The sequence below is a fragment of the Kribbella sp. VKM Ac-2568 genome (genome assembly GCF_004345365.1).
Classification (GTDB): domain Bacteria; phylum Actinomycetota; class Actinomycetes; order Propionibacteriales; family Kribbellaceae; genus Kribbella; species Kribbella orskensis.
This window is the reverse complement of sequence record NZ_SLVF01000004.1, coordinates 35,949-50,358: the sequence shown is the minus strand read 5'-3', so window position 1 is coordinate 50,358 and position 14,410 is coordinate 35,949. Positions and strand designations below refer to the sequence as shown.

Sequence of the window (14,410 nt, the reverse complement as noted above, 5' to 3'; positions counted from 1 at the left end):
CGTCATGACGATTCGGGTCCCGGGCGGCGGCGCACGATCACGACGGAGAGTGCGACGACCACCAGCATCACCAGCACCGCCGCGACGATCACCACCGCGTTCGACCCGCTGTCCGGGGTCGCCGGAGTGGGCGCGGGTACGGCGGCATGACCGGCGTGCGTGATCGTGAAGCTGGCGGAGACCGTGATCGGGTGCCCGTCCGCGGACACGATCCGGGCGTCGACGGTGTACTTGCCGACCTCGATCATCGCGCCGACCGGCTGGGTGACCGACTTGTCGATCACCGTGAGCTGGCCGGTGGACACGTTGGCGCCACTCGGCGACTTGACCTGTACTTCGGCGCCGGTGCTGGCGACCGGTTCGTTGAAGGTCAGCACCACCTGGGTGGGCGGGGCGGCCTGGGTGGACCCGTCGGCCGGGGTCATCGATTCGAGCTTGGCGTGCGCCGCCGCCACCCCGGTGGAGACCACCAGGGTGAGCAGCGACGCCACCAGTACAGCTACCAAGCGGCGCACGATTACGACGTCGCCTTCCCACGCCCGGCGCGCAGCCCCAGACCGAGCCCAACCAGGCCGAGCAGCAACCCGGCGCCGCCGAGGACGCGGGCCAGCGTGTCCGTCCCACCTTCAGGTTCGACGTCCGTGGTGGCCGCGACGGGCGTGATCGCTGTGGTCAGCTTCAGCGACGGCGCGGGGTGTTCGGGCTTGTCGGCGCCGTCCTTGGCGATCTCCTCCCACTTGACCACCTCGCCGTCGCTGTAGGTCTGCACAGCCGGGAAGTTCAGTGAGTCGACACCCTCGGGAATCCTGCCGACGGACAGCGCGAACTCGTCGAAGTCGTTCGGCGGGACGCCACCGGTGGCAGCGGTCCAGGTGACGGTGGTGATCGCCTCGGTCAGCGTGACGTCGCCGACCTTGACCGGCGCGGGCAGCTTCTCCGTGGTCTTGACCACCTGCCAGCCGTCCTTGACCTGCGCGCCGACACTGCTGAAGGGACGGTCCTTGGGCAGCGAGACGACGAGCTTGGTGGTGCTGGCGGTGTCGGATTCGCTCGGCACCCGGAACACCAGCTTGGCGTAGCCGCCGGGCTTCGCGTCCGGCGACGACACCGTGACGTGCGCCGAAGCCGAGTTCGCCGCTCCGACGAAGACGAGCGCGGACGCCGCGGTGATCGCGGCAGCGCGCAGGACGAATTTCTTGGACATGACAGTGAGACCCTTTCGCGGGCGGTTCAGCCGGCCCGCGACTTGCTGCGCGCGGCCGGTCAGGACGAGGCGGTGAGGAGCGCCATCGCCGGCGGCCCGCGCCGCGACACGTTCGAGGTCAGCCACCGCTGCCCGAGCCGCGGAACATCCGGTACGCCGGTCAGGTCGCGGGCGAGAGTGGAAATCACCAGCACCACGGCCGCGGGAAGTTGCGGAACCAGGCGCGCCAGGACCCGCAGTACGCGCGAGGCCCATTGGTGTGCGCGGCCGATCAGCAGGACGCCGGCGAGCAGGACCAGCAGGTGAGCAGTGGTCATGGTCAACGCGCCGGTGACCCCGTCGTGCATGGCAGGCGGTGAGGTTGCCTCCGGCATGGGCATCGACATACCCGGCATGTCGTGGGTGTGGCTGTGACCGGTGTGCATCGCTGGTGGCGCGGCTGCTGGATGGGCGGCGTTCAGGGTCACGTGCACGATCAGCTGGATCCCGGCGAGCACCGCGACCGAGAGCCACCGACGGCCGGCGAGGTACTCACCGAGCAGCCAGCAGGCGGCCGCGAGCGCGAGAAGCCGCGGTACCACCGCGAGTGGGATCGACCCATCGCTGACCAGCACGTGCCCGACTGCCGCGACCGCGACGCTCAGCGTCACGACGGCGGAGGTCGCACTGGTCTCGGCACGCACTACCGGTCACCCTCGTCGGTTCGGAGAAGTCAGCGTGACCCGTTGGGCGGGCCTCGCTTCAGACCACTCTACGTACGGGCGGCATCCGGTGGTTCCCGATCAGTGCGCCGAGACGAAACCCAGTACCGCGGCGAAGAACGCCTGGGGCTCTTCCAGGTGCGCGAAGTGTCCGCTCTCGCCGAAGACCACGAGCTGCGAGCCGGGGATCCCGTCGTGCAACTGGCGGGCGAACTTCTCTCCGCAGATGAAGTCGGCCGCCCCGACCAGCACCAGCGTCGGCACGGTGATCTCGCCGAGCCGGTCCCGCACGTCCCAGAGGCTGGGCTGCCGGTTCGGGTCGAGCGTGAGGTCCAGGGTGGCCATCCAGTCGGCGATCCGGTCCTGGATGCCGCGGAAGTCCTTGAAGTACACCGGTAGCAACCGGCGGAGCGAGTCGAGGTGGGCAGCCTTGTCAGCCGGGAGGTCCGCGTCCTCCCGCCACGCCTGGACGACCTGGTCGGCGACCGGGTCACCCGGGTGCTCGGCGGCGTACTCGTCGACCCTGCGGCCGGCCTCCTCGCCGAGTTCGGGGCCGTTGAACGCCATCGAGTCGTAAACGATGATCCCGGCCAGGCTCTCGGGGTGGTCCAGCGCGAACTGCAGCGCCACGAAGCCGCCGTGCGAGTGGCCCAGGAAGAACACCTTCTCCTCACCGAGCTGGCGGGCCACCTCGTTGGCGTAGTGCGCGTAGTACTCCATGCTGTAGTCGCCGTCAGGCAGCAGGTCGGAGTTCCCGGTGCCGACAGGCTCGATGTAGACCATCGTGAGGTGGTGCTCCAGCTCCGGCATCCGCAGGTACTCGAAGTGGATCCCGGGTCCGCCCGAGTGGGCCAGGCAGACAGGTCCGGAGCCGGCGACGTGGTAGCTGACCTTCACACCGTCGACGATGAGTTCAGACATGTCCACAAGTCTGCCTGACACCCCTGGCCGGTCCGGAGCCATGGTCGGCTCGTCGTGGATGATGGGCCGCATGAGTGCGGGTGTGCCGGTGCTGGAGATCGGCGGGAGTCATGTGACGGCGGCGGTGGTGTCGCCGGCCGGCTGGGACGTCGAGGTGGTGGAACGGGCGAAGCTCGACTCGCAGCGATCGGCCGACGAGATCGTGGCCCAGCTGGTCGCGGCGGCGAAGCAGTTGCCGTTGGCAAGCGGGTTGGCGGTGGCGCTGCCCGGACCGTTCGACTTCGCGACCGGGATCGCCTGGTACCGCGGGGTGGAGAAGTTCGACTCGCTCTACGGGCACGACCTCGGCAAGAGCTTGCGGGAGTTGCTCGAGCTCGATCGGGTCGTCTTCCTGAACGACGCGGAGGCATTCTCTGTCGGCGAGTGGACCGCCGGGGAGTTGCGCGGGCTGGACAGCTGCGTGGGGGTCACCATCGGCACTGGCATCGGCACGGGTTTCCTCGATGACGGTCGAGCTGTCCGGACGGGCGATACTGTGCCGCCCGGCGGTGAGCTCTACAAGGTGTCCTACGAGGGGCGTCCGCTCGAGGACTGGATCTCGGCCCGCGCGATGCTCCGCTCGTACTTCGATCGGTTGGGCGCCGAGGAGGACGGGATCGGTGTGAAGGAGATCGCCGAACGGGCCCGGGGCGGCGAGGCCGTCGCCTTGGAGGTCTTGCTCGACGCCTTCGGGGTGTTGTCCCGGGCCCTCGTCCCGTGGCTCTCACGCTTTGGCGCCACCCGGGTCGTCCTCGGTGGGTCGATCTCCGGCGCCTTCGACATCGTCTCGTCGGTGTTCCCCTTCGACGTTGCTGCCACCGAGGACACGGAGCACTCGGCCCTGATCGGCGCCGCCGCGCATTACGTCCGCAGTACTGGCGGAAACTGACGGAGGGGGTCGCTACGGTGGCGGGCATGGCTTCTCGTAAACCCGCCGCCAAGCTCGCCGCGCCGCGGCTACGTTCCCAGCTCGACGAGACGACCGTCAGCGCGGACGAGGTGGAGGACGAGGCCAGGTTCACCGATCTGGCGCTTACCGAGCAGGATCTGAGCGACGTCGAGGCCGAGCACGTCGAGATCAGCGGGTGCCGGCTGACCAGGTGCAACCTGGGTGGGTCCGACCTGGAGAAGCTGATCCTGGTCGACCTCGAGCTGGATCACTGCGACCTCGCGAACGCCCGCTGGTCGGATGCCTCGGCGATGCGGCTGGCGGTGACCTCGTCACGGCTGACCGGGTTCGCCGGGCCGGGGATGAGCCTGCAGCACCTGACCGTGAAGGACTCGGTGCTCGACTTCAGTACGTTCCGGTTCGCGAAGTTCGTCAAGGCCGAGTTCACCGACTGCCGACTGCAGAACGCCGATTTCGTGTCGGCGGATCTGAGCGGCACGGTGTTCCGGCGCTGCGACCTGACCGCGGTCGACTTCTCGCAGGTCACCGCCACCGGCGCGGTCTTCGTCGACTGCACCTGGGACAGCACCCGCGGCATCGGCAGCCTCGCCGGTGCCACGATCGCCAACTCCTCACCCATCGACACCCTCGCCGTCACCATCGCGATGGCCTCGGCCCTGAACATCACCCTCGGCGACCCCGACGAGCTCTAGTCCTGATCGGCCAGGACGTTGATGGCACTTGCCGCCGGAGCGCTGACGGTTGTTGCTGGTTCGGGGTCTGCCAGTCCGGCCACAGCCTGCTCTGGAGTCGGGTCGCGGGCGCGGGGCTGGTGATCCAGCGGACGGCGTGGTTGGTGAGTGCTGGCCGTCCGGGCCACCCACCACCAGCCATCGCGGCCGCCCAGGTGTCTGCCCGGGCGAGCGCCTGTGTTGGGTTCGAACAACATGCCGGGACCTCGGACAACAAGTGGGGACCTCGCACAAGAAATGAGCTGTCCGAGGTCCCGATTTGGTGTCCCAACCCTCCACAACCACCGCCGCTCCCACAACCACGGGGCGCCGATCGGCCAGACCGGGTCGTTCTTGCCGACCAGTGCGCATCACCGCCGGCAGGGGGTGGTCAGGTGGTGCGGGTGGTGATGCCTTCGAGAATGAGGTTGATGGCTCCGGTGAAGGCTTCTTCGGCGGCGCGTTCCCAGGGCTTGTCGCCAAGGGTCGCCTGCCGGGCGGCGATCGCGAAGGAGTGCGGAAACCGCTCGGCGAAATCCGGCGCCGCCTCGGCCAGTGCTTGGGCGCGAGCTTTCCACCACTCCGGATCCTGGGCGTTGGCAGACTCGATGCGCTGACGAGCCGCACCCTGGACCACGCTGAACAGGGCACTCGTGGCGGCAGGGCGTTCCTTGAGTGGCAGACCCGACTCGGCGAGAACGGCCAGCAGCGTCTCGAGCGCGGCTTGCTCGTGCGGACCGAGCACCGGCCGGGCCGCCGAGATCTGCAACAACCAGGGATGCGTCAGGTAGAGATCACGAAGGTCGGTGCACCAGTGGGTGACGGCCTTCCGCCAATAGGCCCCTCGCCCTCGGCCCTTCGTCGGCGCGGGACCGATCGTCCCGAGATCCTGGTGAACGCTGTCGTACATCAGATCCAGCAACTCACCCCGCCCCGGCACGTAGGTGTAGAGCGACATCGCCGTGCGCCCGAGCTCCTGGCCGACCGCTCGCATCGTGACCCCGTCGAGGCCGTGGCGATCGGCGATCCGCACGGCCGCGTCCACGATCTCCTCGACGCTCGTGGCCTGCCGCGGACCACGCTTCGGCCCCGCCGCCTTGCCCCACAGCAGGGCCAACGTCCGCCCCGGATCACCCTGCCCGGCGTACTCGGTCACTTTTCTCCTTACAACGTAAAGTGTTACTCTCGAAAAACACTATACAACGTAAGGAGTTTCCGTGGCGACCAACAACAACACGGCCACGCAGCACGACGGGACCACGCAGCACGACGCGGCCACCCTGCATGACGGTGCGTCGATCGACTTCGAGGTCCACGGCGACGGTCCGGCCCTCCTCCTGCCGGTGAACCCGATCGCCCCGCCCGAAGGCCCCGCGACCGAACAGATGCGAGCCTGGGGAGCAGACCCGGCCCTGGGTCACGCCCTGGTCGAAGGCTTCAGCCGGCGCTTCCGCGTCATCGCCTTCGACTACGAGGGCCATCTCCAGGCCCACCCCAAACCCGACACCCTCACCCCCGACAACGTCGCCGCCGACTTCCTGGCCGTCGCCGACGCCGCCAACGCCGAGACCTTCGCGTACTACGGCTACAGCTGGCTCGGCATGATCGGACTGCAGCTCGCGATCCGCACCAACCGCCTGACCGCCTTGGCGATGGGCGGCTTCCCACCGCTCGACGGCCCATACGCGGCCATGCTCCAGGTCACCGAAGCCACCCACGAGATGGCCGGCGCCCCCACCACCGGAGCCGAGGTAGAAGTAGGCGACTGGGACTCCACAGAAGTTGCCATGAGCAAAGAGCAGACCCAGCAGTACGCCACCCTCTACCGCGCCCTGGCCACCTTCGACGACCACAGCGTCCAGGACAGGATCACCTGCCCCAAGCTCTGCATCGTCGGCTCAGCCGACAACATCCAGTACGGCGACCGCTGGAACAACGCCTACGTAGCCATCGGCTCAGCCGTCACCACCAACCGCGCACAGCTCGAAACCCTCGGCTGGACAGTACAAATCCTCGACAACCTGGACCACATGCAAGCAATGCATGCCGCCAAGATCCTCCCGGTCGTAGAACCCTGGCTTGCCGTCCAGCTCACCAGCTGAGCTGAGCGGCAAGCACCCCACGGCTCAGGAGGCGAAGGGCACCCGGGTCCAGCTGAGGACGTTCCGGTCGCGCGGGTCGATAGTCACTCGCAGGTAGTTGTCGACTCCGGTGGACCCGTCCACGGTCACCCGAGTCAGGTTGGTCACCGGCTTGGCGACGCCGTACAGCGAGAGCCACTTCGACCCCGCAGCGAGCGGCTGGTCGCTGTTGTAGACGTGGCTGTCGCCGTTCAGCAGATACACCGGACCGCGGAACGTCGCGGACTCCTGGGCGATCGCTTGCACGATCGGCTGGAAGGCGAAGTAGTCCGCGTACGACGGGATGCCGTCGGTCGGGGTGAACATGTCCGCCTGGGTCAGCAGAACCACCGCCCTGTTGTGGTCACGGCGGGCCTGCGCGAAGGTGTCGCGGATCTCCTGGATGCCGGCCGCAGTACGGGTCAGCACTTCGGCGCTCTGCTCCGGCGTCGGCGCGGTCTTGCCTGTCCACGGCGCCAGGCTGTTGTTGCTTCCGACGATGTGCACCGCGGCGAAGGCGACGTTCGCCCGGGTGAAGGTGACGTTCTCGGGAACACCCTGCGCGGCCTGCGTGGTCACCTTGGCCGGGTGCCGGCCGAGCGTCTGCCCCGGCGTCGGGAAGAAGACCGAGCGGACCTTGGCGAGCCGGTCGAGCGGGTTGTAGCCACCGTTGTTGGCGCGATGGCAGTCGGTCCACTCGTTGTCGCCGATGGTGTAGACGAGCGGGTCGGCGAAGTTGTCGAACTCCTTCTTCACCTGACCGAAGTACTCGTCGGTGCACAGCGACGACCCGTCCTTGATGTCACCGAGGTGGCTGACCAGCTTGACCTTCGGGTCGTCGTTGATCTGCTGCACGACGTGCGGGAAATCGGCGATCTGGGTCGGCCCGTAAGGGATGTCGCCGATCACGGCGAAGGTGTAGGTCTCGTCACCGTGACGGGCACTGGTCGCGGTGGCGGACGGCAGGCCCACACTCGCGACGACGAGTGCAACGCAGGCAGAGACAAGAGACGCGCGGCGAATTCTCACAACCACTCCAAGTCCGAAAGGGGAATCCAGCCCACCCAACGCCCCCTCGATGAACCACACGCCTCCCCCGAGTGAACTCCGGCCCCTCAGCGAGCGAGGTACTTTCGTACGTCGTCGGCGACCTGGCTGCGGTTGTCCAGTTCGTACTTCTTGAGGATCGTGCCGAGGTGCGACTTGACGGTGTTGAGGCTGATCCCCAGCTCCGCGGCGAGCGCATCGTTGTCGAGCCCCTGCACGAGGAGTACGGCGACGCCCTGCTGGGCCCGGGTGAGACTGCCGAACCGGCGTTCAGGCCCCTCGTCCGCGTCCAGCATCATCTCGATCAACTCGGACTGCGTTTGTTCCGCGGTACGGACGAGCCTGGCCAGGTGGCCCCGGATCGGCTCCTTCTCCGCCTCGGGCTCGGCCATCGCTTCGTCGGCGATGCCTCGCAGTAGTGCGATCCGGTTGGACAGGTACTCCATCACGTGGTCCGAGGTCAGCAGGTTGGGAGTGTCCTCGCCGGCCGGCAACAACCGCAACGCCTCGCGATCCTCAGCCTCCCGGGACAACACCCGCGCGACCATCCCGGTGAGCCACTCGAACGCACGGACGGCGTTGTCGTCGTACACGCCGCCCTGGTAAGTCTGCATCGACATCATGCCGAACAACTGCTCGCTGTCGTCCTTGCCGGTCCTGAACATCGGCACGATCACCGCATCGGCCGACCTCTTGGTCACATCACCGCACGGCACCCCGCCTTGCAGCACAGCACCGTTGTCATAGGCGAACCGGTAGGTCTGCCGATTCCTCAGCAACCAGGCCGTCGGCCCGTTCGGGCCGAAGTTGTGCGTGGCCGGATCGTCGTACTTGCCGTCCTCGTACCCGTACGGGTAGCGCACGCGGCTCGTCCCCTGCAGGAACCCGATGTAGAACGTGTCGACCTGCGCGAACTTCCCGGCCACCGCGCGCGCATAGTCGTACAGGCCGTAATGATTGCCCCGAAATGATGCCTCGATCTTGTGATACGCCTCGCGCAGAATGATCGCCGTACCAGCGTCGATCCGCACTGGTACGGCCTTCCCGTCCCCCATGTAGCCCCAGCCCCCAACCCACCAACTTCGCCCCCGAAGCAGTCAGCACTATGCCGTGGCTACGGACAGTTGCCAAGAGTCGAGCCACGATCCGGGCGGAGCCGAGCCCAGCTCCGGTCGTCGCCCCAGACCGACAGCGGGTCCAGGTAGGGCCGGATCAGCGCAGTGAGCTCCGGGTCGTCGTGACCCGCCAACTGGTCCGATGCGACCTTCCGGGCTACTCCCGCAAGGAAGTCGGCGACCTGGATGCGCGAGTCGGACGTTGAGTGGACGAGTTCAAGTCCGACCAGTCGGTCGCCGAGATCCAGCCGAGCGATCCGTTGCGGCGAGAGCGACGTCTGCCTGTCGTGAGCGATCGCGACCGGGTACTGGCCGTCACCCCAGTACTCCACCGCCCGCGCGATCGCCGGCAACAACGGATCGAGCGGCGGGATCGCAGTCGGGTCCGCGACAAGCCCGGCGCGGAATGCCTCGGCGGATGGTCTGGCCTTCTTCAGCGCCGCGACTACCTCGTCATCGATCGGCACCTGCTCCAGCGCCTTGAAGAACAACTCGACGGCGTCAGGCGTCTCCCGCGCCCACATCAGGTTGTTGGCCGCCTGCAGGAACCCGTCCCAAGCAGAGCCACCTGTACTCCGGCCCCCGGCGTACAGGCTGTTCGCCGGTCGGCCGACGAGCAGCTGGGTCAATCTGGAGACCAGGAAGAACGCCTTGTCCACCAGCTGCACCTGGGCATTCCCCAGCAGCGGTCCGGACGACCCGAGCAGCCAGAGCAACACCTGTCGGTTCTTGGACCGGAGTACGTGGTTGGCCTTGTACTCCGTCGCAGGCGACCGGATCCGCCGCCGCAACTCCGCGACACACTCCGCGGCGGTTGCCTCGTCCAGCGCCACACTGGCATGCGCGAACACATCGGTAACCCCGCCGACCAGCTTCTCGCCCTCATACCCGGACTCATCACAGGCAATCCCGACGAGACTCATCCCCCGACTCTCCCACCCAGCCGAGCCCACCGCACCCGATTACGACACGGCGAGGGGTGCTCGAGCCTCAGCTGCTGGGGGAAATGAATGTCGAGCGCCCGGATCCCTGAATCCGGGCGCTCCACCATTGGCCGACGCCCCGCCACCGACACAGGCCACCATCACCCCGGGACCAGCCCCTCCCCCAAGCCCCAACCCTGTCACTCAGCGTGTCCTCTGCCCATCCCCCTCCGAATGACGGCTAGCCGGTCCATCCATCACCCCGAGGATGAGCGGCGGTGAGGTCAGAACCGGAAGAGGGAGAAGCTGGCGCCCATGAGATTCGGGACGAGCGCCGCGACTGCCACCAGGATGCGCTTGGCGACTGTCGTACAGGCGAACTCCGGCAGCGAGGCATCACACCGGCCGTTGCCACCAGCCCCTACCCCGGGCGAGCCGCAGCTGTTGGAGCGGTCCCGACGCTATTCGGCAAAACGCCGGGACCTCAGCTGACCAACCCGGCCGGGGCTCACAGGAACAGCCGTAGCCCGCCGGTGCCCTCGGCCACAGACGACAAACAAACCGCCCACGCACCGAGAGCCACCACCCCCCCCCACCCCGACAGCGGCGGGTGCCATCATCGTCGCGGGCCTCCGGTGCGCCGACAATCTGAACGCCAAGGGCGTCATAACACTTGACGGCCACGCGTCAACTCGCGCGGGCAGTCACAGTGCCGGTCCACTCTCGATCGCGTCGAGGTCGCGTACGGCGTAGCGGTGGTGCTCCCACTCCTCCTCGAGGATCACGTGCAGGCAAGACAGGACGGTCTGGGGGTGGTCGGGGGCGTGGGGATTCCTGCGCGTCGCGGCCAGCATGTCCGGTGTGACTCCGGCGAGGAAGTCGCGCACCATCGCGACGCGACCCGCCCGCACCTCGAGCACCTCGGCGTACGACGGTGTGGCCGTCGTGAAGATCGACATATCCAAGCCGTCGTCCTCGGTGCCGGTGTCCGTTTGACCGATGGGGTGGAACGGCTGTTCTATCTCCAGGATCGCCTTGCCCAGCCACATGTCCGTGGCAAGGACCAGGTGCCGCAGCGTCTGCGCGAACGACCACTCGCCGCCCACCGAAACGTCGACCGTGCCGGCCGGCATCGCCGCGACCCGCTCGAGCGTGGCCGCCCAAGTGCGCTCGAGCGCAGCCCAGGCCGCGCGCAGACCATCCGGATCTGCGGCGCGCCGGTCGGCGCGGCCGGGAAAGCGGCGGTCGAGTTCGGCCTCGACGAAGGGGATCACGTCGACGCCGTTGACGCGCAAGAAGTTCTCGCCCTCGGAGAGCCACGGTGCGTCGATCTCCGTCCCCTGCATATCGACGCCGCGCATCACGACGCCGGACAGATCGGCCCCGACGAACCGGGCGCGACGCAGGTCCGCGTCGACGAACTCCGCTCCCTGCAGGTCGTCGGACCGGGTGAAAGTTGCCATGGCTTCTCCTTGTCGAGCGCCGCCCTGTTGCCGCTGGCGAAAGTTAAACACGGCGCTCCGACAACCAACCGCGCATCGCTCAGCAACCCCGGTCACCGCAACCCAGCCGCCGAAATGCAAAAGCCCTCCCCGATGACTCGGAAACGGCCTCTGACCTGGGTGGAGCTGAGGGGATTCGAACCCCTGGCCTACTCGTTGCGAACTCGGTGGACGTCGGCCAGCGACGGCCATCTGAGCGTGGGTCTCGGTCGTCAAAAGGGTGTCCAGGACCATGGTGGCTGGTCCGGTTGCTGTACTTCGTAGCTGCACAGCAGCGAGGTTTAAGTTCGACCAACCTCCGTCCGGCGCGGTTCGTCACGGTCCGCACCGCGCTCGTCACCTGGTTGCTGTATCCCTGGGAACGTGCGCGGATCGGGGTGAACTGCAACTACCCTGCGCTCGAGCCAAAGGGATTCGACGCCCTGACCACTTCTATGCGATGGGCGCGGGTCGCCTGTCCGATGCCCACGGTGCGTGCGCTATTCACCTTGTTTTGCGACGATCTGATGGACGAGTTGCGACGCGTTTCGACCAACTGTCAAGCGTTCGTCTGGGTGCGGATCTCCCAAATTTCTCCCATCCTCCGTCTTCGTTGACACGTACGGGCCACAAGAACGGTTGCATGTCTGCCGAACTGTCCAGCGCAAGCAAGGGGACGCGCCGAGGGGCGCGCCCCCTTGTCTCTTGGACGAGCCGCAGAGGACGAAGCGGCTAGCAGGTGAGCCGGATCGTCCCGCTGAATGGGTCGGTGGCGGAGCAGTTGAAGATCGGTGTACCCACCGGTTGCTCAATGACGAACTGGATGGACGTGACCGTCAGGACTGGGTTGACGCCGGTCCAGTTCGGGTTCGGACAACCAGCCTCTGCCCCCGTGACCGTCGCGGGTGCGGTCAAAGTGGTGGAAACCGAGACTGTCAGGTTGCCGTTCTTGATCGCCGAGGCCGGGAAGATGACCGGAGTGACAACCGGTCCTACCAGCACCTTGTTCTGACCGGCAGCGGTATTGCCGCCCTGGTTCTGACACTGGTAGACCGCGGTTCCGCTGACCGTCTGGATGACCCTCACGTCCTCGTTGCCGAGGCCGGCGAGGGTGGCATTACAGGTGACGGTCTGTGTCGCACCTGTGCCGGAGATGGTGCAGGCGGGCTCGCCGTTCTTCTTGAAGTGCGGGCTTGCGGCCATCGCGGTCGGAGCGGAGAGCGCCGACACAAACAACAGCGTAATGAGAAGCAAGACAATACGGCGCATGATTACTCCCTGGATAGCGCCGGAAATGCAGGTGTTGCTGAAATCTCTTCATCGGGGACTTCGTGTGATGATCCTGCCGCAAGACATGATGCGACCACGCCCGCGATGGGTGGTCCGCGAGCACGAGAGCACGCCGACGGGACCATGACTCCCCCATGACATCCAAAGAGTCGGCGTAGTCGGCTGGGGAGTTCTCCTCAGCGGCGCTACGCCTGGCGCGACCAGATGACAGTCCCCCAGGCCGCCTTGCCCCCAGAGAGCCCGGACTACGTACACCCGCTCGGCGTTGCCCGGGAGTTCGCACGTGAATTTACGCCCGCGACGGTGGGTGGGCAAGAGCATCGCGCCTATTTCGCAGTCGTATAAATTGAATACTTGTATCGGCCACGCGCTTCGTGGCCGATCCATTTCTCATCGTTATTGACAGCGATGTCCCTCGGAGACGAAGACAGCGGACCGTATTCCAGCCACTCCGGGCAGTCTTCACGCATCGCCCCGATAGCTGCCGACCTCAGGTCCGGATCGGTGCGGGTCAAGGGACGAGCTTGCTCGATCGCGCAGCAATGCCGCGTAGTTAAGGCGGTGGGGAGGTGTGTCAAGGCGGGGTTGGTGAAGGTTTGGCTGTGGGCGGTGTGGTGGTGGGGATGTGAGACGGAGCTCCTGTAGTTCAAGGGATTGTCTAGGTCGCCTTGAGTGCACAGGAGCTCCGTTGTTGTCTGAGTCTGCCACTGTCGTTGTGTCGCGGTCGATCAGGGTTGCTGGGGGTGTTTTCGCGCCGGGGCATCTGGGCGAGTTGACGCAGTATCTGCCGTTCGAGTTGGTCGATGACGTGTTGGAGCTGACCGGGGCGGTGCAGCGCAGGCTGCGGGATCTTCCGTCGCGGGTCGGGGTGTATTTCGTGCTGGCGTTGGTGATGTTCCCGGGGTTGGGGTATGCCCGGGTGTGGGCGAAGCTGACCGTCGGGTTGGCGGGGATGGCGGTGCCGTGTCCGTCGGAGAAGGCGTTGCGTGATCTGCGTCGCCGGTTGGGGGCCGCGCCGTTGAAGGCCTTGTTCGAGGTGGTGGCCGGGCCGTTGGCTCAGCCGCACACGCCGGGCGTGCGCTACCGGGGTCTGCGCACGGTGGCCTTTGACGGGTTGAACTCGTTGAAGGTGCCCGACACCGACCGCAATCGGTCCTGGCTGGGCCGGATCAGATACCGGATGGGCTTCGCGGGGTACCCGACGCTGCGGCTGCTGGCGCTGGTCGAGACCGGCACCCGCGGCCTGCTCGGCGCGGTCATCGGATCGGCGGCCGACCGCGACGAGGCCACCTTGGCCCGGCGCCTGCTGCCGCTGCTGCGGCCGGGCATGCTCGTGCTGCTTGACCGGGCCTTCGATGCCAATGCCTTCCTCGCCGAGGTTGCCGGCACCGGCGCACAACTGCTGGTCCGCGCCAAGTCGACCCGCAGCCCCCGGGTCCTGGGGCGGCTGCCCGACGGCTCCTACCTGTCGGTCCTGGACGGTCTGAGGGTGCGGATCATCGAGGCCGACCTGACCATGACCGGCGCCGACGGCACCCGTGTCCGTGACCAGTACCGCCTGATCACGTCCCTGCTCGACCACGACCGCTACCCGGCCGGTGAACTGGTCAGGCTCTACCACGAGCGCTGGGAGATCGAGATCGCCTACCTCGCGCTGCGCCACACCATCCTCGACGGCCACGTCCTGCGCTCCGGCGACCAGCACGGCCTGGAACAAGAGGTCTGGGCCCTGCTGACTGTCTACCAACTCCTGCGCATCGCCATGGTCACCGCAGTCGAGACTCGCCCCGGCACCGACCCGGACCGGGCCAGCTTCACCATCGCCCTGCAGACCGCCCGCGACCAGCTCATCACCGCCACCGGCATCTACCCCGACGACACCAGCGACCGATCGGCCGCGCCGTCCTGACCGCCCTGCTCCCGCCCCGCCGCCCCCGCTACAGCGCGCG

At 67.2% G+C, this 14,410-nt stretch carries 15 protein-coding genes; 5 read left to right on the top strand and 10 right to left on the bottom strand.

Annotated features, from left to right (window positions below):
• Positions 1 to 2 precede the first annotated feature (2 nt).
• The 4 genes from EV648_RS11410 to EV648_RS11395 form a co-directional block, all read right to left on the bottom strand.
• Positions 3 to 515: a copper resistance CopC family protein gene (locus tag EV648_RS11410; RefSeq protein WP_241995055.1), complete on the bottom strand. Its 513-nt coding sequence runs from the start codon at positions 513 to 515 to the stop codon at positions 3 to 5.
• 2 nt (positions 516 to 517) lie between these two features.
• Complete coding sequence (locus EV648_RS11405) at positions 518 to 1,204, bottom strand: YcnI family protein (RefSeq protein ID WP_132288934.1); 687 nt, start codon at positions 1,202 to 1,204, stop codon at positions 518 to 520.
• Positions 1,205 to 1,263: 59 nt separating this feature from the next.
• Complete coding sequence (locus EV648_RS11400) at positions 1,264 to 1,887, bottom strand: hypothetical protein (RefSeq protein ID WP_132288931.1); 624 nt, start codon at positions 1,885 to 1,887, stop codon at positions 1,264 to 1,266.
• Positions 1,888 to 1,986: 99 nt separating this feature from the next.
• Positions 1,987 to 2,826: an alpha/beta fold hydrolase gene (locus EV648_RS11395; protein WP_132288928.1), complete on the bottom strand. Its 840-nt coding sequence runs from the start codon at positions 2,824 to 2,826 to the stop codon at positions 1,987 to 1,989.
• Here EV648_RS11395 and EV648_RS11390 point away from each other — a divergent pair.
• Together EV648_RS11390 and EV648_RS11385 are read left to right on the top strand one after the other, a co-directional pair.
• On the top strand, positions 2,825 to 3,754 hold the full coding sequence (locus tag EV648_RS11390; RefSeq protein ID WP_241995054.1) for an ROK family protein: 930 nt from the start codon (positions 2,825 to 2,827) through the stop codon (positions 3,752 to 3,754). The two genes, EV648_RS11395 and EV648_RS11390, sit on opposite strands and share 2 nt — an antisense overlap.
• Positions 3,755 to 3,780: 26 nt before the next feature.
• Entirely contained in the window at positions 3,781 to 4,467 is a 687-nt protein-coding gene (locus EV648_RS11385) for a pentapeptide repeat-containing protein (RefSeq protein WP_132288925.1), read from the top strand.
• A gap of 409 nt (positions 4,468 to 4,876) precedes the next feature.
• Here the strand turns inward: EV648_RS11385 and EV648_RS11380 are convergent, their stop codons facing one another.
• Positions 4,877 to 5,641, bottom strand: coding sequence for a TetR/AcrR family transcriptional regulator (locus EV648_RS11380; protein ID WP_132288922.1), 765 nt, complete (start codon positions 5,639 to 5,641; stop codon positions 4,877 to 4,879).
• A gap of 61 nt (positions 5,642 to 5,702) precedes the next feature.
• Between EV648_RS11380 and EV648_RS11375 the strand changes: the two genes are divergently transcribed.
• Positions 5,703 to 6,587: an alpha/beta fold hydrolase gene (locus EV648_RS11375; RefSeq protein ID WP_241995053.1), complete on the top strand. Its 885-nt coding sequence runs from the start codon at positions 5,703 to 5,705 to the stop codon at positions 6,585 to 6,587.
• Between the two features lie 24 nt (positions 6,588 to 6,611).
• Here EV648_RS11375 and EV648_RS11370 read toward each other — a convergent pair whose 3' ends face one another.
• The 4 genes from EV648_RS11370 to EV648_RS11355 all read right to left on the bottom strand — a co-directional run bounded on the left by EV648_RS11370 (position 6,612) and on the right by EV648_RS11355 (position 11,153).
• Positions 6,612 to 7,634: a metallophosphoesterase gene (locus EV648_RS11370; RefSeq protein ID WP_132288919.1), complete on the bottom strand. Its 1,023-nt coding sequence runs from the start codon at positions 7,632 to 7,634 to the stop codon at positions 6,612 to 6,614.
• An 86-nt stretch (positions 7,635 to 7,720) separates the two neighbouring features.
• Positions 7,721 to 8,707, bottom strand: a complete 987-nt coding sequence (locus tag EV648_RS11365; RefSeq protein WP_132288916.1) for a LuxR C-terminal-related transcriptional regulator — start codon at positions 8,705 to 8,707, stop codon at positions 7,721 to 7,723.
• 59 nt (positions 8,708 to 8,766) lie between these two features.
• A complete protein-coding gene (locus tag EV648_RS11360; RefSeq protein ID WP_132288913.1) occupies positions 8,767 to 9,690 on the bottom strand; it encodes a hypothetical protein in 924 nt (307 codons plus the stop codon).
• 704 nt (positions 9,691 to 10,394) lie between these two features.
• The gene (locus tag EV648_RS11355; protein WP_132288912.1) at positions 10,395 to 11,153 is read right to left on the bottom strand and encodes a DinB family protein; all 759 of its coding nucleotides are present in this window, start codon (positions 11,151 to 11,153) and stop codon (positions 10,395 to 10,397) included.
• Between the two features lie 287 nt (positions 11,154 to 11,440).
• On the opposite strand from EV648_RS11355, the gene EV648_RS11350 reads away from it, so the two are divergent.
• Positions 11,441 to 11,788 (top strand): hypothetical protein, encoded by a 348-nt coding sequence (locus tag EV648_RS11350; RefSeq protein WP_132288909.1) that lies wholly within the window; start codon positions 11,441 to 11,443, stop codon positions 11,786 to 11,788.
• Positions 11,789 to 11,903: 115 nt separating this feature from the next.
• Here EV648_RS11350 and EV648_RS11345 read toward each other — a convergent pair whose 3' ends face one another.
• Entirely contained in the window at positions 11,904 to 12,440 is a 537-nt protein-coding gene (locus EV648_RS11345) for a hypothetical protein (protein ID WP_132288906.1), read from the bottom strand.
• 712 nt (positions 12,441 to 13,152) lie between these two features.
• Here EV648_RS11345 and EV648_RS11340 point away from each other — a divergent pair.
• On the top strand, positions 13,153 to 14,370 hold the full coding sequence (locus EV648_RS11340; RefSeq protein WP_206751937.1) for an IS4 family transposase: 1,218 nt from the start codon (positions 13,153 to 13,155) through the stop codon (positions 14,368 to 14,370).
• Positions 14,371 to 14,410: the final 40 nt, after the last annotated feature.